The 18,756-nt window shown below is 70.8% G+C and carries 17 protein-coding genes and 1 pseudogene; 16 read left to right on the top strand and 2 right to left on the bottom strand.

Features of this window, described 5'->3' with window-relative positions:
- Window positions 1–68: 68 nt before the first annotated feature.
- Window positions 69–212: pseudogene (locus ACFWPS_RS09110) on the bottom strand (ABC transporter ATP-binding protein); the annotation flags it as partial.
- 189 nt (window positions 213–401) lie between these two features.
- On the opposite strand from ACFWPS_RS09110, the gene ACFWPS_RS09105 reads away from it, so the two are divergent.
- The 3 genes from ACFWPS_RS09105 to rpsD all read left to right on the top strand — a co-directional run bounded on the left by ACFWPS_RS09105 (window position 402) and on the right by rpsD (window position 3,391).
- Window positions 402–1,058: a vitamin K epoxide reductase family protein gene (locus tag ACFWPS_RS09105; RefSeq protein ID WP_383702670.1), complete on the top strand. Its 657-nt coding sequence runs from the start codon at window positions 402–404 to the stop codon at window positions 1,056–1,058.
- A gap of 59 nt (window positions 1,059–1,117) precedes the next feature.
- On the top strand, window positions 1,118–2,473 hold the full coding sequence (locus ACFWPS_RS09100) for a replication-associated recombination protein A (RefSeq protein ID WP_383702668.1): 1,356 nt from the start codon (window positions 1,118–1,120) through the stop codon (window positions 2,471–2,473).
- 303 nt (window positions 2,474–2,776) lie between these two features.
- Window positions 2,777–3,391: a 30S ribosomal protein S4 gene (gene rpsD / locus ACFWPS_RS09095; protein ID WP_089103239.1), complete on the top strand. Its 615-nt coding sequence runs from the start codon at window positions 2,777–2,779 to the stop codon at window positions 3,389–3,391.
- 27 nt (window positions 3,392–3,418) lie between these two features.
- Here the strand turns inward: rpsD and ACFWPS_RS09090 are convergent, their stop codons facing one another.
- A complete protein-coding gene (locus ACFWPS_RS09090) occupies window positions 3,419–5,581 on the bottom strand; it encodes an ATP-binding protein (RefSeq protein ID WP_383702666.1) in 2,163 nt (720 codons plus the stop codon).
- Window positions 5,582–5,761: 180 nt separating this feature from the next.
- Here ACFWPS_RS09090 and ACFWPS_RS09085 point away from each other — a divergent pair, with 180 nt between their 5' ends.
- The 13 genes from ACFWPS_RS09085 (at window position 5,762) to nusB (ending at window position 18,710) form a co-directional block, all read left to right on the top strand.
- Window positions 5,762–6,202: a DUF948 domain-containing protein gene (locus ACFWPS_RS09085; protein WP_089103241.1), complete on the top strand. Its 441-nt coding sequence runs from the start codon at window positions 5,762–5,764 to the stop codon at window positions 6,200–6,202.
- A gap of 12 nt (window positions 6,203–6,214) precedes the next feature.
- The gene (locus ACFWPS_RS09080; protein ID WP_383702664.1) at window positions 6,215–6,562 is read left to right on the top strand and encodes a hypothetical protein; all 348 of its coding nucleotides are present in this window, start codon (window positions 6,215–6,217) and stop codon (window positions 6,560–6,562) included.
- On the top strand, window positions 6,562–9,234 hold the full coding sequence (gene alaS / locus ACFWPS_RS09075; RefSeq protein ID WP_383702662.1) for an alanine--tRNA ligase: 2,673 nt from the start codon (window positions 6,562–6,564) through the stop codon (window positions 9,232–9,234). Before ACFWPS_RS09080 ends, alaS begins: the two co-directional genes overlap by 1 nt.
- Before the next feature lie 13 nt (window positions 9,235–9,247).
- A complete protein-coding gene (gene ruvX / locus ACFWPS_RS09070; protein WP_089103244.1) occupies window positions 9,248–9,712 on the top strand; it encodes a Holliday junction resolvase RuvX in 465 nt (154 codons plus the stop codon).
- 123 nt (window positions 9,713–9,835) lie between these two features.
- A complete protein-coding gene (mltG, locus tag ACFWPS_RS09065; protein WP_383702659.1) occupies window positions 9,836–11,548 on the top strand; it encodes an endolytic transglycosylase MltG in 1,713 nt (570 codons plus the stop codon).
- Window positions 11,529–12,368, top strand: a complete 840-nt coding sequence (locus ACFWPS_RS09060) for a shikimate dehydrogenase (RefSeq protein WP_383702657.1) — start codon at window positions 11,529–11,531, stop codon at window positions 12,366–12,368. Before mltG ends, ACFWPS_RS09060 begins: the two co-directional genes overlap by 20 nt.
- 169 nt (window positions 12,369–12,537) lie before the next feature.
- Window positions 12,538–13,722 (top strand): chorismate synthase, encoded by a 1,185-nt coding sequence (aroC, locus tag ACFWPS_RS09055; RefSeq protein ID WP_383702655.1) that lies wholly within the window; start codon window positions 12,538–12,540, stop codon window positions 13,720–13,722.
- 32 nt (window positions 13,723–13,754) lie between these two features.
- On the top strand, window positions 13,755–14,237 hold the full coding sequence (locus ACFWPS_RS09050; protein WP_383702988.1) for a shikimate kinase: 483 nt from the start codon (window positions 13,755–13,757) through the stop codon (window positions 14,235–14,237).
- A complete protein-coding gene (aroB, locus tag ACFWPS_RS09045) occupies window positions 14,234–15,325 on the top strand; it encodes a 3-dehydroquinate synthase (RefSeq protein WP_383702653.1) in 1,092 nt (363 codons plus the stop codon). Before ACFWPS_RS09050 ends, aroB begins: the two co-directional genes overlap by 4 nt.
- 142 nt (window positions 15,326–15,467) lie before the next feature.
- Entirely contained in the window at window positions 15,468–16,292 is an 825-nt protein-coding gene (locus ACFWPS_RS09040; RefSeq protein WP_383702651.1) for a Pro-rich N-terminal domain-containing protein, read from the top strand.
- 258 nt (window positions 16,293–16,550) lie between these two features.
- Window positions 16,551–17,657, top strand: a complete 1,107-nt coding sequence (locus ACFWPS_RS09035) for an aminopeptidase P family protein (RefSeq protein ID WP_383702649.1) — start codon at window positions 16,551–16,553, stop codon at window positions 17,655–17,657.
- Between the two features lie 52 nt (window positions 17,658–17,709).
- Complete coding sequence (gene efp, locus ACFWPS_RS09030) at window positions 17,710–18,276, top strand: elongation factor P (protein WP_217553253.1); 567 nt, start codon at window positions 17,710–17,712, stop codon at window positions 18,274–18,276.
- Window positions 18,277–18,278: 2 nt separating this feature from the next.
- Window positions 18,279–18,710 (top strand): transcription antitermination factor NusB, encoded by a 432-nt coding sequence (gene nusB / locus ACFWPS_RS09025; RefSeq protein WP_383702647.1) that lies wholly within the window; start codon window positions 18,279–18,281, stop codon window positions 18,708–18,710.
- The last annotated feature ends 46 nt before the right edge of the window (window positions 18,711–18,756 follow it).

Genomic DNA, 18,756 nt, shown 5'->3' with positions numbered 1-18,756 from the left:
GCCGGTGAGGGGTCGGCCGGGGCGGCGCCGGGGTGTTCACCGCCCCCGCCGCCCCTGTCCGTCCATCACTCGCGCGGCCTCGGGCAGTAGTGCGCGAGGTGCCGTACCGTCTCGCGGACCGTCAACTCGGCGGGTGCCGATTCGCCCTGCCGGACGAAACCGACCCGGGACCGCCACGCGCGTGTGCCCGACGCCGGGTCCGCGCCCAGGACCACGCCCCACCGGATGCCCGGGTTCGTATCCGTGCGCTGCCATGACCCCGGGCATCGGCCGGAACCGAACTCTCCGGGGCGATCGTGCGTACTTCCTTATGTCCACCGAACGGTGGACAGGGCGCCTCGTGCGGCACAATGGCCCCTGCCCGAAGAAGTTCCAACTCTCAAACAGACGGAATCGGCGTGATGAGCAAGACGACAGTCAAGGACGTCTCCACCGAGCCCGAGCCCGAGCACGCCTCCGCGGCACCGCGCACCGAGGGCGGCAGTCTCGCCTTCGCGCTGCTGCTGATCATCACCGGCGCCGCCGGCCTGCTGGCCGCCTGGGTCATCACGATCGACAAGTTCAAGCTGCTGGAAGCCAAGGTCGAGGGCAAGACGTTCACCCCCGGGTGCAGCCTCAACCCGGTGGTCTCCTGCGGCAGCGTCATGGAGTCCAAGCAGGCCGCCGCCTTCGGCTTCCCGAACCCGATGCTCGGCCTGGTCTGCTACGGCATCGTGATCTGCGTCGGCATGAGCCTGCTGGCCCGCGCCCGCTTCCCGCGCTGGTACTGGCTGACCTTCAACTTCGGCACCCTCTTCGGCGTGGCCTTCTGCACCTGGCTGCAGTTCCAGTCCCTGTACCGGATCAACGCGCTCTGCCTGTGGTGCTCGCTGGCCTGGGTCGCCACGATCACCATGTTCTGGTACGTGACCTCGTTCAACATCCGCAAGGGCTTCCTGCCGACCCCGAACTGGCTGAAGTCCTTCTTCGGCGAGTTCACCTGGGTGCTGCCGGTCCTGCACATCGGCATCATCGGCATGCTGATCCTGACCCGCTGGTGGGACTTCTGGACCAGCTGACCACCGGGGCCGCCGACGGCCCGGGCGGGATTGTCAGTGCCGTGACTTAGGGTTTCAGCGTGGAACCCGACCTGTTCACCGCCGCCGCAGAAGAACGCCAGGAGAAGGACCCGACCGGGAGCCCCCTGGCGGTGCGGATGCGCCCGCGCACCCTCGACGAGGTGGTGGGCCAGCAGCATCTGCTGAAGCCGGGATCCCCGCTGCGCAGACTGGTCGGCGCGGGTTCCGGCGGCCCGGCCGGACCGTCGTCCGTGATCCTCTGGGGGCCGCCCGGCACCGGCAAGACGACCCTCGCGTACGTCGTCTCCAAGGCGACCGACAAGCGGTTCGTGGAGCTCTCCGCGATCACCGCCGGCGTCAAGGAGGTCCGCGCGGTCATCGACGGCGCCCGCCGCGCCACCGGGGGATACGGCAAGGAGACCGTCCTCTTCCTCGACGAGATCCACCGCTTCAGCAAGGCCCAGCAGGACTCCCTGCTCCCGGCCGTCGAGAACCGCTGGGTCACCCTGATCGCCGCGACCACCGAGAACCCGTACTTCTCGGTGATCTCCCCGCTCCTGTCCCGCTCCCTGCTCCTCACCCTCGAACCGCTCACCGACGAGGACGTCCGCGGGCTGCTGCGCCGGGCCCGCACCGACGAGCGGGGCCTCAGGGAGGCCGTCACCCTCCCCGAGGACACCGAGGAGCACCTGCTGCGCATCGCCGGCGGCGACGCCCGCCGCGCCCTGACCGCCCTGGAGGCCGCCGCCGGAGCCGCCCTCGACAAGGGCGAGACGGAGATCGGCCTGGGGACCCTGGAGGAGGTCGTCGACCGGGCCGCGGTGAAGTACGACCGCGACGGCGACCAGCACTACGACGTCGCCAGCGCCCTCATCAAGTCCATCAGGGGGTCGGACGTCGACGCGGCCCTGCACTACCTGGCCCGCATGATCGAGGCCGGCGAGGACCCCCGCTTCATCGCCCGCCGCCTGATGATCTCGGCGAGCGAGGACATCGGGCTGGCCGATCCCAACGCCCTCCCGATAGCCGTGGCCGCCGCCCAGGCCGTCGCCATGATCGGCTTCCCCGAGGCCGCCCTCACCCTCAGCCACGCCACCATCGCCCTCGCCCTGGCCCCCAAGTCCAACTCCGCGACCACCGCGATCGGCGCCGCCATGGAGGACGTCCGCAAGGGACTGGCCGGCCAGGTGCCCCCGCATCTGCGCGACGGCCATTACAAGGGCGCCGCCAAACTGGGGCACGCCCAGGGCTACGTCTACCCGCACGACCTGCCCGAGGGCATCGCCGAGCAGCAGTACGCCCCGGACACCGTCAGGGACCGCGAGTACTACACCCCGACCCGGCACGGCGCCGAGGCGCGGTACGCCGACGCCGTCGAGTGGACCAGGAAGCACCTCGGTCGCAGGCGGTCCTGAGCAGCCTGTAGAATCCCTCGAAGCGCCGAGTCCCGCGCAGTCAGAGCGGGACAGTCGGCCGGAACCCCCGTCAGGGGGATCCAGGAGCGTCGCGCACCGTCGATCGGTGTCGCGGGCAGCCCACCACCATCCGCCGCACGGCGGGACCGGTCGGTGGGCCACTCGCGTGCTGCACGTATGTGCCCAGACCAGGGGAGCGGCTGCCCACCAGACCCGGCAACGGGTTCCGGCGGGTTTCCCCGGCTGCGGATTGCGACCTCCCTCAACCCTGACAAGCCGAATATCAGAAGGAAGAAAGAGACAGTGGCGAACCAGTCCCGCCCCAAGGTCAAGAAGTCGCGTGCCCTCGGCATCGCGCTGACCCCGAAGGCCGTCAAGTACTTCGAGGCCCGCCCCTACCCGCCGGGTGAGCACGGCCGCGGCCGCAAGCAGAACTCGGACTACAAGGTCCGTCTGCTGGAGAAGCAGCGTCTGCGCGCGCAGTACGACGTGTCCGAGCGTCAGCTCGTCCGCGCCTACGAGCGTGCCTCCAAGGTGCAGGGCAAGACCGGTGAGGCCCTGATCATCGAGCTGGAGCGCCGCCTCGACGCGCTGGTCCTGCGTTCGGGCATCGCCCGCACGATCTACCAGGCCCGCCAGATGGTCGTCCACGGCCACATCCAGGTCAACGGTCAGAAGGTCGACAAGCCGTCCTACCGCGTGCGTCCGGACGACGTCATCCAGGTCCGCGACCGCTCGAAGGACAAGACGCTCTTCCAGATCGCCCGTGAGGGTGGCTTCGCCCCCGACGGCGAGACCCCCCGCTACCTGCAGGTGAACCTCCGCGCCCTGGCCTTCCGCCTGGACCGCGAGCCGAACCGCAAGGAAGTTCCGGTCATCTGCGACGAGCAGCTCGTCGTCGAGTACTACGCCCGCTGATCACCAGCCGGGTGTAGCACCTCAGCGTCAGCCCGCCGTCTCCCCGTCCTTCCGGGTGGGCGAGGCGGCGGGCTTCCGCATGTCGGTGCCGTCCCGCCGCTGTCGTACCGGCCCGCGCGGCGCGGGCAGCGCGTCCAGCGGCCGTCCTCCGAGGTACTCCAGCGCCCGGGCCACCGCCGCCTCCCGGTCCAGCAGCGCCCCCTGGCGTACACACTCCGCGTACCGCTCGTCGCCCAGCGCCTGCCGGGCCGTCGCCTCGCACAGCTCGTGCGGGGCGTTGTAGTACGCCGAGCCGAACAGCGGCAGGCCCACCGACGGCCACATCCGCCCGGCCGCGCCCTGCAGCACCGCCGCCTCCGCCGGATCGCCCTGCGCCACCGTCACCAGGGCAAGGAGCTCGATCGACAGAACCGAGCCGAGCAGGTCCCGGAAACCGTGTGCATGGCCCAGGCAGTCGGTCAGCAGTTCCCGGGCGGCCGTGTGATCGCCGTCCTGCCAGGCCGCGTAGGCCAGCACGTACAGCGCGTACGAGCGGGCCCAGCGCTCGCCGTGGTCCTCGCAGACCCGGCGCACGTCCTCGCACAGCCGTACCGCGTCCGGCAGATCGCCGAGGAACGCCCTGGTCATCGCCAGCTCGACCTGCGCCATCAGGACATTGCTGTTGAGTTCGCCGATCTCCTGGTAGCGGTCGAGGGCCGAGCGCAGCAGCGATTCCGCGCGTGCCATGTCATCCGTGACCAGAGCCAGACAGCCGGTGCGGTGCTCCGCGTAGGCCGCCGCCGGATCGGCGGCCAGTTCGGCCTCCTCACGGCACTCCTGGAGCGCGGCCAGCGCGGGTACCGCGTCGCCCTGGAGGATCGCCACATAGCCGAGCACCCACAACGCCTTCAGCCGGGACTGCGGATACTCCGAGTCCAGCTCCAGACTCCGCTCCAGCCAGCGCCGCCCCTCCGAGAGCCGCCCGCAGCCCGCCCAGTAGAACCACAGCGAGCCCGCCAGGTACTGGCCCAGATGCGCCTCGTCCGGCTCGGTCAGGCAGTGGTCCAGAGCCGACCGCAGGTTCGGCAGCTCGGCCTCGACCCGCGCGGCCACCTCGCCCTGCCGCGGCGAGAACCACTCCAGCTCGCACCAGGTCGCCAACCCCATGAACCAGTCCCGGTGCCGGCGCCGCAGCCGCCCCGCGTCCCCCGTCGCCGCCAGCCAGTCGGCGCCGTACGCCCGCACGGTGTCGAGCATCCGATAGCGCACACCCGACCCCGCCTCCTCACGGGACACCACCGACTGGGCGAGCAGCTCCGCCAGCACGTCCAGGACCTCCTCGGACGCCAGCCCGTCCCCGCTGCACACGTACTCGGCGGCCTCCAGGTCGAAGGTCTGCGCGAACACCGACAGCCGCGCCCAGAGCAACCGCTCGGCGGGCGTGCACAGTTCATGGCTCCAGCCGATCGCCGTGCGCAGCGTCCGGTGCCGGGGGAGCGCGTCCTGTCCGCCCCCGGTCAGCAGCCGGAACCGGTCATCGAGCCGCTCCAGCAACTGCCCCGGCGACAGCGCCCGCAGCCGCCCCGCCGCCAGCTCGACCGCCAACGGGATCCCGTCCAGGCGCCGGCACACCTCCCGCACCTCCGCGCAGTCCCGCACGTCCAGCCCCTGCCGCCCGGCACGTTCGGCGAACAGCTCCACCGCCTCGTCCTCGCCGAGCGGCGCCAGCGGGAACAACCGCTCGCCCGCCACCCCGAGCGGCCGCCGGCCCACCGCCAGCACGGCCAGGTCCGGCAACTGCCGCAGCAGCTCGGCCACCAGCTCCGCGCACGCGTCGACCAGATGCTCGAACCCGTCGAGAACCAGGAGGATCCTGCGGTCCGGCAGGTGCTCAAGCAGCGTCTCGCGCGGCGGCCGGGTGGTGTGGTCGGTCAGGCCCAGCGCCTCCACGACCGCGTAGTCCACGAACTCCGGATCGCGCACCGGCGCCAGCTCCACCCGCCACACCCCGTCCCGGGGCGCCGCGCCGGCCGCCGCCCGGACCGCGAGCCGGGACTTGCCGACCCCGCCGGCCCCGGTCACCGTCACCAGCCGGCCGGACTCCAGGGCCCGGGACAGCTCGCCCAGTTCGGCCGAGCGGCCCACGAAGGCGGTCAGTTCCAGGGGCAGATTGCCGTCCGCCGAAGGGCCGGGGCGCTGAGGACCTCGCATGGGACACGGAGCGTACTTAACCGTGTTCGTTCCGTACAATCGCTTCCCGCAACTCCGCCTTCCGCGCGCGCTAATCCGGTACGGAGTCCGATGCCCGGCGCGATAGGCTCGGTGCAGACTTTTCGATGTTGATCCACGTTGTAGTTGATCCACATCGTTCAGGCACGAGACAGGGAGCGGGTGCGCGCGGTGTCCGGTGGAGAGGTGGCCGGGATCCTGGTGGCCGTCTTCTGGGCGATCCTGGTCTCCTTCCTCGCGGTGGCTCTCGTGAGGCTGGCCCAGACGCTCAAGGCGACCACCAAACTCGTGGCGGACGTGACCGACCAGGCCGTCCCGCTGCTCGCCGACGCCTCCGCGGCCGTACGCTCCGCGCAGACCCAGATCGACCGGGTCGACGCGATCGCGTCCGACGTCCAGGAGGTCACGTCCAACGCCTCCGCGCTGTCCACCACCGTCGCCTCCACCTTCGGCGGCCCGCTGGTCAAGGTCGCCGCCTTCGGCTACGGCGTGCGCCGGGCGCTGGCCGGCCGCAAGGCGGACGTGCCCGTGAAGGAGCCCAGGCGTACGGTGATCGTGGGCCGGACGGTCCCGGCCGCACGGCGGAAGAACCGGGGAAAGTAGGAGCCAGGCCATATGTTCCGCCGCACGTTCTGGTTCACCACCGGTGTCGCCGCCGGTGTCTGGGCCACCACCAAGGTCAACCGCAAGCTGAGGCAGCTGACCCCGGAGAGCCTCGCCGCGACCGCCGCGAACAAGGCGCTGGAGACGGGCCACCGGATCAAGGACCGGGCGGTCGGCTTCGCGCTCGACGTCCGCGACAACATGGCCCAGCGGGAGGAAGAGCTGGGCGACGCGCTGGGCATCAACGCGGACCCCGAACTCCCCGCGCCCCGGCGGCTCGCCGCCATCGAGAACCGCAGCAACCCGAAGTACGCCGATGACAGGACGACGTACTCGTACAACCGGAATGAGGACCACTGATGGAGTCGGCCGAGATTCGCCGCCGCTGGCTGAGCTTCTACGAGGAGCGCGGTCACACCGTCGTCCCTTCGGCGTCGCTCATCGCGGACGACCCGACTCTGCTCCTCGTCCCGGCCGGCATGGTGCCCTTCAAGCCGTACTTCCTCGGTGAGGTCAAGCCGCCGTGGGCGCGCGCCACCAGCGTGCAGAAGTGCGTGCGTACGCCCGACATCGAAGAGGTCGGCAAGACCACCCGCCACGGCACCTTCTTCCAGATGTGCGGCAACTTCTCCTTCGGCGACTACTTCAAGGAAGGCGCCATCAAGTACGCCTGGGAGCTGCTCACCAGCCCCCAGGACAAGGGCGGTTACGGCCTGGAGCCGGACCGGCTCTGGATCACCGTCTACAAGGACGACGACGAGGCCGAGCGCATCTGGCAGGACGTCGTGGGCGTGCCGAAGGAGCGCATCCAGCGCCTCGGCATGAAGGACAACTACTGGTCCATGGGCGTCCCCGGCCCCTGCGGCCCGTGTTCCGAGATCAACTACGACCGCGGCCCCGAGTTCGGCGTCGAGGGCGGCCCCGCCGTCAACGACGAGCGGTACGTGGAGATCTGGAACCTGGTCTTCATGCAGTACGAGCGCGGCGAGGGCATCGGCAAGGACAACTTCGAGATCCTCGGCGAACTGCCCAGCAAGAACATCGACACGGGCCTCGGCCTGGAGCGTCTCGCCATGATTCTGCAGGGCGTGCAGAACATGTACGAGATCGACACCTCCATGGCCGTCATCGAGAAGGCCACCGAGCTGACCGGCGTCCGCTACGGCGACGCCCACGACTCGGACGTCTCGCTGCGCGTGGTCACCGACCACATGCGTACGTCGGTGATGCTCATCGGCGACGGCGTCACCCCCGGCAACGAGGGCCGCGGCTATGTGCTGCGCCGCATCATGCGTCGCGCCATCCGCAACATGCGCCTGCTCGGTGCCACCGGACCGGTAGTGCTCGACCTGATCGACACCGTGATCCGGATGATGGGGCAGCAGTACCCGGAGCTGGTCACCGACCGCGAGCGCATCGAGAAGGTCGCCGTCGCCGAGGAGAACGCCTTCCTCAAGACGCTGAAGGCCGGCACCAACATCCTCGACACCGCCGTCACCGAGACCAAGGACGCCGGCGGCACGGTCCTCGCCGGCGACAAGGCGTTCCTGCTCCACGACACCTGGGGCTTCCCGATCGACCTCACCCTGGAGATGGCCGCCGAGCAGGGCCTCGCCGTGGACGAGGACGGCTTCCGCCGCCTGATGAAGGAGCAGCGGGACCGCGCCAAGGCCGACGCCCAGGCCAAGAAGACCGGGCACGCCGGCGCCGGTGCCTACCGCGAGATCGCCGACAGGACCGGCGAGACCGACTTCATCGGCTACTCCGACACCGAGGGTGAGACCACGATCGTGGGCATCCTCGTCGACGGCGTCTCCTCCCCGGCCGCCGGCGAGGGCGACGAGGTCGAGATCGTCCTGGACCGCACCCCGTTCTACGCCGAGGGCGGCGGCCAGATCGGCGACACCGGCCGGATCAGGGTCGACACCGGTGCCGTCATCGAGATCCGCGACACCCAGAAGCCGGTCCCGGGCGTCTACGTCCACAAGGGCGTCGTCCAGGTCGGCGAGGTGACGGTGGGCGCCAAGGCCCACGCCTCGATCGACTCCCGGCGCCGGACCGCCATCGCCCGCGCCCACTCGGCCACCCACCTCACCCACCAGGCCCTGCGCGACGCGCTCGGCCCGACGGCCGCCCAGGCCGGTTCCGAGAACCAGCCCGGCCGCTTCCGCTTCGACTTCGGCTCGCCGTCCGCCGTTCCGACGGCCGTGATGACCGACGTCGAGCAGAAGATCAACGAGGTGCTCGCCCGCGACCTGGACGTGCACGCCGAGATCCTCAGCCTCGACGAGGCCAAGAAGCAGGGCGCCATCGCCGAGTTCGGCGAGAAGTACGGCGAGCGGGTCCGCGTGGTGACCATCGGCGACTTCTCCAAGGAGCTGTGCGGCGGCACCCATGTGCACAACACCTCCCAGCTGGGCCTGGTGAAGCTGCTCGGCGAGTCCTCGATCGGCTCGGGTGTCCGCCGTATCGAGGCCCTCGTCGGCGTCGACGCCTACAACTTCCTGGCCCGTGAGCACACGGTCGTCGCCCAGCTCCAGGAGCTGATCAAGGGCCGTCCGGAGGAGCTCCCGGAGAAGGTCTCCGCCATGCTCGGCAAGCTGAAGGACGCCGAGAAGGAGATCGAGAAGTTCCGCGCGGAGAAGGTGCTGCAGGCCGCCGCCGGTCTCGTCGAGTCCGCCAAGGACGTCCGCGGGATCGCCGTCGTCACCGGGCAGGTCCCGGACGGCACCACCCCGGACGACCTGCGCAAGCTGGTCCTCGACGTGCGCGGCCGCATCCAGGGCGGACGCGCCGCCGTGGTGGCCCTGTTCACGGTCAACAACGGCAAGCCGCTCACGGTCATCGCCACCAACGACGCGGCCCGCGACCGCGGCCTGAAGGCCGGTGACCTGGTCCGCACCGCTGCCAAGACCCTCGGCGGCGGCGGTGGCGGCAAGCCGGACGTCGCCCAGGGCGGCGGCCAGAACCCGGCCGCCGTCGGTGAGGCCATCGACGCCGTCGAGCGCCTCGTCGACGAGACCGCCAAGTAAGGAATCGGTCGGAATGCGCAGAGGACGTCGACTCGCGATCGACGTCGGGGACGCCCGGATCGGGGTCGCCTCGTGCGACCCCGACGGGATCCTCGCCACCCCGGTCGAGACCGTTCCCGGCCGGGACATCCCGGCGGCCCACCGCCGGCTGCGGCAACTGGTCGAGGAGTACGAGCCGATCGAGGTCGTCGTCGGGCTCCCGCGCTCCCTCAAGGGGGGCGAGGGCCCGGCCGCCGTCAAGGTGCGGGCCTTCGCCCAGGAGCTGGCCAAGGGCATCGAGCCGGTGCCGGTCCGGCTGGTCGACGAGCGGATGACGACCGTGACGGCCAGTCAGGGACTGCGCGCGTCGGGGGTGAAGTCCAAGAAGGGGCGCTCGGTCATCGACCAGGCCGCCGCTGTGATCATCCTCCAGCAGGCGCTGGAATCCGAACGGGTGTCAGGTAAACCACCCGGCGAGGGCGTCGAAGTAGTCATCTGATCGCGATACGGTAACGTTCCGCGCGATGCGATGGTTTTCGAACAGCCACCGCACAGTAAGAGGCGGAACGGTCAACCGGCCCACCAGCCGCGTGGCGCGCCGTCTCGCGGCTCTAGGGGATCGATGACTGAGTATGGCCGGGGCCCAGGCTCCGAACCGTGGCATCCGGAGGACCCGTTGTACGGGGACGACGGATGGGAGGGACAGCAGGCCCACGTGGGCCAGCAGTCCCCCTACGGCGGTCAGCCGCAGCACTACCCGCAGCAGCCGCAGCAGCAGTACGGCGACTGGGGCCAGCACCCGCAGGGCGGGTACGACCAGCAGCAGTACGCGTACTACGACGAGCAGGGCCAACTCCAGTACGCCGACGGGTACGGTCAGCAGCAGTACGACCAGCAGTACGTCGGTCATGCCCAGCAGCAGTACCACCAGGGCGGCTGGGACGCGACCGGCACCCATGGTCACGTTCCCTACGCCGCCGACCCTGGCGACCCCTACGGCCAGCAGCCCGTGGCCTACGGCGGCGAGCAGCCCGACTTCTACGGCACCGAGGACGCCTACCCGCCGCCGGAGCCGCCCGGCCGCCGGCGCCCCGAGCCGGAACCGCAGCCGGAGCCCGCCGTCGAGGAGGAGGAAGAGCAGCACCCCTTCTTCACGGGCGCGGACGACGGCGATGACGATGCGGACGACGACGATCCGAAAGGACGCCGCGGTGGTGGCCGCGGCAAGGACGCAAAGGGCGGCAAGGGGGCCAAGAAGCGCCGCAGCGGCTGCGCCTGCCTGGTGGTGTGCCTGGTCTTCGGCGGCGGCGCGGCCACCGTCGGCTACTTCGGCTGGCACTTCTACCAAAATCGTTTCGGCGCGGCCCCGGACTACGCGGGCAGCGGCAGCAGCGAGACCGTGACCGTCCAGATCCCCAAGGGCGCGGGCGGATACGAGATCGGGCGGCGGCTGAAGGAGGCCGGCGTCGTCAAGAGCGTCGACGCGTTCGTCCACGCGCAGACGCAGAATCCGAAGGGCGACACGATCCAGGCGGGCGCCTACACCCTCAAGAAGGAGATGTCCGCCGCGAGCTGTGTGCTGCTGATGCTCGAACCGAGCAGCAAGGCCAATGTCATCGTCACCCCGGGCGAGCGCGCGGCGGCCGTCTATGTGGCCCTGGACAAGAAACTCGGCCTTTCCGCCGGTACCTCCAAGAAGGTCGCCAGAGCCGAATACAAGAACCTGGGTCTGCCGAGCTACGCGAACGCCAACAGCAAGATCATGGACCCGCTGGAAGGATTCCTCTACCCGGGTACCTATCCCGCGGCCAAGGGCATGAAGCCCGACGCGATCCTGAAACAGATGGTCGCCGCGGCCAAGGAGGAGTACGCCAACTACGACCTCGCGGCGGAGGCCAAGAAGTACGACCTGGACAATCCGTTGCAGGTCATCACGGTCGCGAGCCTCGTCCAGGCCGAAGGGAAGACGCACGACGACTTCCGCAAGATGGCGGAAGTGGTCTACAACCGTCTCAAGGCCACGAACACCGAGACGAACCGGTTGCTGCAATTCGACTCGACCTTCAACTACCTGAAGGGCACCAGCAACATCCACATCAGCGAGTCGGAGATCAACAGCAACAGGGACCCGTACAACACGTACACCCAGAAGGGGCTTCCGCCCGGTCCGATCGGCAACCCCGGCGAGGACGCACTGAAGGCGGCACTGAATCCGACCGACGACGGCTGGATGTATTTCGTGGCGACCGACGGCGTGAACAACACCGAATTCGCCAAGACCAACGCCGAATTCGAGAAGCTCAAGGACAAATTCAATGCCAACTCGGGCAACTGATGCCCGCCGGGCCGCTGTGCTCGGTAAGCCCATCGCCCACTCCCTCTCCCCGGTGCTGCACCGGGCCGCGTACGACGAACTCGGGCTCACCGACTGGTCGTACGAGCGCTTCGAGGTCGACGAGGCCGGGCTGCCCGGCTTCCTCGGGACGCTGGGACCGGAGTGGGCGGGGCTGTCGCTGACCATGCCGCTGAAGCGGGCGGTCATCCCGCTGGTCGACGAGATCAGCGAGACGGCCGCCTCGGTCGACGCGGTCAACACCGTCGTCTTCACCGAGGACGGCCGACGACTCGGGGACAACACCGACATCCCGGGCATGGTCGCCGCGCTCCGCGAGCACGGCATCGAACAGGTCGACTCCGCTGCCGTCCTCGGCGCCGGTGCCACCGCCTCCTCCGCGCTGGCCGCGCTCGCCCGGATCTGCACCGGCGAGGTCGTCGCCTATGTCCGCAGCGAGGAGCGCGCCGCCGAGATGCGGCACTGGGGCGAGCGGCTCGACGTCGAGGTGCGCACCGCCGACTGGGCCGACGCCGAACAGGCCCTGCACGCCCCCCTGGTGATCGCCACCACCCCCGCCGGCACCACCGACGCCCTCGCCACCGCCGTACCGGAGCGGCCCACCACCCTCTTCGACGTCCTCTACCACCCCTGGCCCACCGCACTCGCCGCCCGCTGGTCCATGTTCGGGGGAGCCGTGGTCGGCGGACTGGACCTCCTGGTGCACCAGGCCGTGCTCCAGGTCGAACAGATGACCGGCCGCACCCCGGCACCGCTGGACGCCATGCGCAGGGCCGGCGAGAAGGCGCTCGCCGAGCGCTGACCGGGCATGTCCGCGTCCGCCTGCTGGACCGGCGGCCGGGATCACCGCCCGGACGTGGGAGGATCGGAGGTGGCGGACCGGGGCCGCGCACCCGGTCGGGCCGTCGCCGTACGCGAGGACGCGCGTACGCAGGGCAGTAGCACCAGGGCGCGAGCACTGAGGAGCATCGTTGAGCAGGCTGCGTTGGCTGACCGCGGGGGAGTCCCACGGTCCCGCACTTGTCGCGACGCTGGAGGGCCTTCCCGCCGGCGTGCCGATCACGACCGAGATGGTCGCGGACCACCTGGCGCGACGGCGGCTCGGCTATGGCCGCGGTGCGCGCATGAAGTTCGAGCGCGACGAGGTCACCTTCCTCGGCGGCGTCCGGCACGGCCTGACCCTCGGCTCCCCGGTCGCGATCATGGTGGGCAACTCCGAGTGGCCCAAGTGGGAGCAGGTCATGGCGGCCGACCCGGTCGACCCCGAGATCCTCGCGGGCCTCGCCCGCAACGCCCCGCTGACCCGCCCGCGCCCCGGCCACGCCGACCTCGCGGGCATGCAGAAGTACGGCTTCGACGAGGCCCGGCCGGTCCTGGAGCGCGCCTCCGCGCGGGAGACCGCGGCCCGCGTGGCGCTCGGCGCCGTCGCCCGCTCGTACCTCAAGGAGACGGCCGGCATCGAGATCGTCTCGCACGTCGTCGAGCTCTGCTCCGTGAAGGCCCCGCAGGGTGTGTACCCGACCCCGGCCGACGTCGAGAAGCTGGACGCCGACCCGCTGCGCTGCCTCGACGCCGACGCGTCGAAGGCGATGGTCGCGGAGGTCGACCAGGCCCACAAGGACGGCGACACCCTCGGCGGAGTGGTCGAGGTGCTGGCGTACGGCGTCCCGGTCGGCCTCGGCTCGCACGTCCACTGGGACCGCAAACTGGACGCCCGGCTCGCCGGCGCCCTCATGGGCATCCAGGCGATCAAGGGCGTGGAGATCGGCGACGGCTTCGAACTGGCCCGGGTGCCCGGCTCCAAGGCGCACGACGAGATCGTCAACACCCCCGAGGGCATCCGCCGCGTCTCCGGCCGGGCCGGCGGCACCGAGGGCGGGCTGTCCACGGGTGAGCTGCTCCGGGTCCGGGCCGCGATGAAGCCCATCGCCACCGTCCCGCGTGCCCTGCAGACCGTCGACGTCACCACCGGCGAGGCCACCCAGGCCCACCACCAGCGCTCCGACGTCTCCGCCGTGCCGGCCGCCGGCATCGTCGCCGAGGCGATGGTCGCGCTCGTCCTCGCGGACGCGGTAGCGGAGAAGTTCGGCGGCGACTCGGTCCCCGAGACCCGGCGCAACGTCCAGTCGTACCTCGACAACCTGGCCATCCGGTGACCGGCGCACCGAGGCTGGTTCTGGTCGGGCCGATGGGCGTCGGCAAGTCCACGGTCGGGCAGCTGCTCGCCGAGCGGCTCGGCGTCGGCTACCGGGACACCGACGAGGACATCGTCGCCGCCGAGGGCCGTGCCATCGCGGACATCTTCGTGGCCGAGGGCGAGCCGGTGTTCCGGGCGATCGAGAAGCGGGCGGTCCAGGCGGCGCTGGCCGAGCACGAGGGTGTCCTCGCGCTCGGCGGGGGCGCGATCCTCGACGCGGAGATCCGCGGCCTGCTCGCCGACCGCCGGGTGGTCTACCTCTCGATGGACGTCGAGGAGGCCGTCAAGCGCACCGGCCTGAACGCGGCCCGGCCGCTGCTCGCCATCAACCCGCGCAAGCAGTGGCGCGAGCTGATGGAAGCCCGGCGGCACCTGTACGAGGAGGTCGCCACGGCCGTCGTCGCGACCGACGGCCGTACGCCCGAAGAGGTCACCCAAGCAGCCCTGGACGCACTGGAGTTGAAGGAAGCATGAGCGAGGCAGTCACCCGGATCCAGGTCGGCGGCACCGCGGGCACCGAGCCGTACGAGGTCCTGGTGGGCCGTCAGCTCCTCGGCGAACTGGGCGGGTTGATCGGCGAGAAGGCCAAGCGGGTCGCGGTGGTCCACCCCGAGGCGCTCGCCGAGACCGGCGACGCGCTCCGCGCCGACCTGGCCGGGCAGGGCTACGAGGCCGTCGCCATCCAGGTGCCGAACGCGGAGGAGGCCAAGACCGTCGAGGTCGCCGCTTACTGCTGGAAGGCGCTCGGCCAGTCCGGCTTCACCCGCTCCGATGTCATCGTCGGCGTGGGCGGCGGGGCGACGACCGACCTGGCCGGTTTCGTGGCCGCCACCTGGCTGCGGGGCGTGCGCTGGATCGCCATCCCCACCACCGTCCTCGCCATGGTGGACGCGGCGGTCGGCGGCAAGACCGGCATCAACACGGCCGAGGGCAAGAACCTGGTGGGTGCCTTCCACCCGCCGGCGGGCGTCCTCTGTGACCTCGCCGCCCTCGACTCGCTCCCGGTCAACGACTACGTCTCCGGGCTCGCCGAGGTCATCAAGGCCGGCTTCATCGCCGACCCGGTGATCCTTGACCTCATCGAGTCCGACCCCGAGGCCGCGCGCACCCCGGCGGGCCCGCACACGGCCGAGCTGATCGAGCGCTCCATCCGGGTGAAGGCCGAGGTCGTCTCCTCGGACCTCAAGGAGTCCGGTCTGCGGGAGATCCTCAACTACGGCCACACGCTCGGCCACGCCATCGAGAAGAACGAGCGCTACAAGTGGCGGCACGGTGCCGCGGTCGCCGTCGGCATGCACTTCGCCGCCGAGCTGGGCCGGCTGGCCGGCCGCCTGGACGACGCGACGGCCGACCGCCACCGTACGGTCCTGGAGTCCGTCGGTCTCCCGCTGCACTACCGCTACGACCAGTGGCCCAAGCTGGTCGAGACGATGAAGGTCGACAAGAAGTCCCGCGGCGACCTGCTCCGCTTCATCGTCCTGGACGGCCTCGCCAAACCGACGGTCCTGGAGGGCCCGGACCCGGCCGTGCTGCTCGCCGCGTACGGCGAGGTCGGGCAGTAGGTCCGCCGCTGTTCCTTCCGCCCGATTCGCCTGGCGACGCGGGCACTTCGGGCCGCCCCCGGCCGTTTCACCAAAGGACGACCGCGGGCGGTACCGTTCGGTAACGAGCGCAGCCGAACATGACGAGACGGAGTGGCACCGGATGCAGCACGCAGTGGGATCTCCGCTGCCGCCGCCCCATCAGCCGGGGCAGGGACCGACCGGCTGGCAGCCGGCCGCACAGCACCCGGGAGCGCCGCAGGGCTCCGTGCCCGTGCCGCCACCGCCGGCCGCGCCGCCGCAGCCCTCGGTTCCGCCGGTTCCCCCGCTTCCCTCGGCCCCGCCGCCGCCCGACACCACGGGCCACGTCCCGCTGCCGCCGGGCGCCCCGGTGGGCATCCCCAGCGCGCCCACCGCGCCCGACCCGACCACCACCACCCTGGCCGTCCTCCTCATCGGCCCGGCCGGTGCGGGCAAGACCAGCGTGGCCAAGTACTGGGCCGACCACCGCCGGGTCCCCACCGCCCACATCAGCCTCGACGACGTCCGCGAGTGGGTCCGTTCGGGCTTCGCCGACCCCCAGTCCGGCTGGAACGACCACTCCGAGGCCCAGTACCGCCTCGCCCGCCGCACCTGCGGCTTCGCCGCGCGCAACTTCCTGGCCAACGGCATCTCGTGCATCCTCGACGACGCGGTCTTCCCGGACCGTCCGGTCGTCGGTCTCGGCGGCTGGAAGCGCCACGTGGGCCCCGGCCTGCTCCCCGTCGTCCTCCTCCCCGGCCTCGACATCGTCCTGGAACGCAACGCGGAACGCACCGGCAACCGCCGCCTCACCGACGAGGAGGTGGCCCGCATCCACGGCCGCATGGCCGGCTGGTACGGCTCGGGCCTCCCGATCATCGACAACTCCCAGCTGGATGTTCCGACCACAGCCCGAGTCCTGGACGACGTCCTGGCAAGAGCGATAGCAAGCCCCCCGAACTGGTAAACGGGGGACTGCACCCACCTTCTTGTTCTTGAGGGCGCGGGGAACGGTGTGAGCAACCCCCACCGGCCCGTCTTCGAGGGGCGCGGGGAACTGCGCGCTCGGCCCCACCGGCCCGCGGCCGACAGGTGACCGGTGTCCTGAGGGGCGCGGGGAACTGCGCAAAAAATCCCACGGACCCGCACCCGACAACGGCGCCCAGCCACCCCACTCGGCCCCCTTCAACCGGCACAAACCGCCCACCCCTCCTACGCTCGACTCATGTCAGACGTGTACGCGGCCCGCCGAACCAGGCTGAGGGAACGCTGCCACGCGGCCGGCAGCCACTCCGCCGTCATCTCGCACCCGGCCAACGTGAGATACCTCGCCGGCGCCGCACCCAACGGCTCCGTCCTGCTCCTCGGCAAACGCGAGGATCTCCTCGTCTGCCCCGGCCCGCCGGACGACCGCCCCACCGGGGCCCGCCCCGACGAGTCCCTGCGGCCGCACCTCCTGGAAGGCCCCGGCGGTGACCCCGCCGTCGCCGCCGCCGACCTCGCCGTCGCCCAGGACGCCGACGCCCTCGCCGTCGAGGAGCACCACCTCACCGTGGCCCGGCACCGTGCCCTCGCCTCCGTCGCCCCCCACCTCCGTCTGACCGACCTGGGCAGCGCCGTCGAGCAGCTCAGGATCGTCAAGGACGAGGAGGAGATCTCCTGCCTCCGCATCGGCGCCGAGATCGCCGACCAGGCCCTCGGCGAGCTGCTGGAGTCGATCCTCGTCGGCCGTACCGAACGGCATCTCGCCCTGGAACTGGAGCGCCGCCTGGTCGACCACGGCGCCGACGGCCCGGCCTTCGCCACCTCCGTGGCGACCGGCCCGAACTCCGGCCGTCGCGGCCACCGCCCCACCGACCGGCGGGTCGAGGAGGGCGACTTCCTCTCCGTCTGTCTCGGCGCCACCTACCGCGGCTACCGCTGCGAGATCGGCCGTACCTTCGTGATCGGCACCTCGCCCGCCGACTGGCAGATCGAGCTCTACGACCTCGTCTTCGCCGCCCAGCGGGCCGGCCGGGAGAGCCTCGTGCCCGGCGCCGCCTGCCGCGACGTCGACCGCGCCGCCCGCCAGGTTCTGGACTCCGCGGGCCACGCGGAGGGCCTGCAGCCCCTCACCGGACACGGTGTCGGACTCGAAATCGACGAGGACCCGCAGCTCGCCCCTTCAGCCATGGGTAAACTGGACGCTTGCGTGCCGGTCACCGTCGAACCGGGGGTCCACCTCCCGGGCCGGGGCGGCGTCCGGATCGATGACACGCTCGTCGTGCGCCCCGAGGCGGACGGCGGACCCGAGCTACTCACCATCACGACCAAGGAGCTGCTCGCACTCTAGGCAAGGTGCGCGCCCCGGGGTCGTCCACGTCAGTCCAGGAGATTCCGCAACCGTGGCTTCCACGAACGACCTCAAGAACGGCCTGGTGCTCAAGCTCGAAGGCGGCCAGCTCTGGTCCGTCGTCGAGTTCCAGCACGTCAAGCCCGGCAAGGGCCCCGCTTTCGTGCGCACCAAGCTCAAGAACGTGCTGTCCGGCAAGGTGGTCGACAAGACCTTCAACGCCGGCGTCAAGGTCGAGACGGCCACTGTCGACAAGCGCGACATGCAGTTCTCGTACATGGACGGCGAGTACTTCGTGTTCATGGACATGGAGACGTACGACCAGCTGCACATCGACCCGAAGGCCGTCGGCGACGCCGCGAACTTCCTGATCGAGGGCTTCACGGCCGTCGTCGCCCAGCACGAGGGCGAGGTGCTCTTCGTCGAGCTCCCGGCCGCCGTCGAGCTGACCATCCAGGAGACCGAGCCGGGCGTCCAGGGCGACCGCTCCACCGGTGGCACCAAGCCGGCCACCCTGGAGACCGGTCACCAGATCCAGGTCCCGCTCTTCATCACCACCGGTGAGAAGATCAAGGTCGACACCCGCACGAGCGACTACCTCGGCCGGGTGAACAGCTAACCGTGGCTGCCCGCAACACGGCCCGCAAGCGTGCCTTCCAGATTCTCTTCGAGGGCGACCAGCGCGGGGCCGACGTCCTGACCGTGCTCGCGGACTGGATCCGGCTGTCCCGGGACGACACCCGGCAGCCGCCGGTGAGCGAGTACACGATGCAGCTGGTCGAGGGCTACGCCGTGCACGCGAAGCGGATCGACGAGCTGATCGCCCAGTACTCGGTCGGCTGGACGCTGGACCGGATGCCGGTCGTCGACCGCAACATCCTGCGCCTGGGCGCCTACGAGCTGATCTGGGTCGACGCGACGCCGGACGCCGTCGTCCTCGACGAGATGGTGCAGCTCGCCAAGGAGTTCTCGACGGACGAGTCGCCCTCGTTCGTGAACGGGCTTCTGGGGCGTCTGAAGGAGCTGAAGCCGTCGCTGCGCCGCGAGGCGTGAGCCGACAGAACGCCGGAGGGCCCGCAGCGTGCCTCGCTGTGGGCTT

The organism is Streptomyces sp. NPDC058457 (genome assembly GCF_042720695.1).
GTDB lineage: Bacteria > Actinomycetota > Actinomycetes > Streptomycetales > Streptomycetaceae > Streptomyces.
Note: the sequence above shows the minus strand (reverse complement) of the source record. Positions and strands in the feature narration are given on the sequence as shown.

Bases quoted from the DNA above. Each gene is read 5' to 3' on its own strand.
- ACFWPS_RS09105 (WP_383702670.1), top strand. From the start codon at position 402: ATGAGCAAGACGACAGTCAAGGACGTCTCCACCGAGCCCGAGCCCGAG.
- ACFWPS_RS09090 (WP_383702666.1), bottom strand. From the start codon at position 5,581: ATGCGAGGTCCTCAGCGCCCCGGCCCTTCGGCGGACGGCAATCTGCCC.
- ACFWPS_RS09080 (WP_383702664.1), top strand. From the start codon at position 6,215: ATGTTCCGCCGCACGTTCTGGTTCACCACCGGTGTCGCCGCCGGTGTC.
- alaS (WP_383702662.1), top strand. From the start codon at position 6,562: ATGGAGTCGGCCGAGATTCGCCGCCGCTGGCTGAGCTTCTACGAGGAG.
- ruvX (WP_089103244.1), top strand. From the start codon at position 9,248: ATGCGCAGAGGACGTCGACTCGCGATCGACGTCGGGGACGCCCGGATC.
- mltG (WP_383702659.1), top strand. From the start codon at position 9,836: ATGACTGAGTATGGCCGGGGCCCAGGCTCCGAACCGTGGCATCCGGAG.
- ACFWPS_RS09060 (WP_383702657.1), top strand. From the start codon at position 11,529: ATGCCAACTCGGGCAACTGATGCCCGCCGGGCCGCTGTGCTCGGTAAG.
- ACFWPS_RS09050 (WP_383702988.1), top strand. From the start codon at position 13,755: ATGGGCGTCGGCAAGTCCACGGTCGGGCAGCTGCTCGCCGAGCGGCTC.
- aroB (WP_383702653.1), top strand. From the start codon at position 14,234: ATGAGCGAGGCAGTCACCCGGATCCAGGTCGGCGGCACCGCGGGCACC.
- ACFWPS_RS09040 (WP_383702651.1), top strand. From the start codon at position 15,468: ATGCAGCACGCAGTGGGATCTCCGCTGCCGCCGCCCCATCAGCCGGGG.
- ACFWPS_RS09035 (WP_383702649.1), top strand. From the start codon at position 16,551: ATGTCAGACGTGTACGCGGCCCGCCGAACCAGGCTGAGGGAACGCTGC.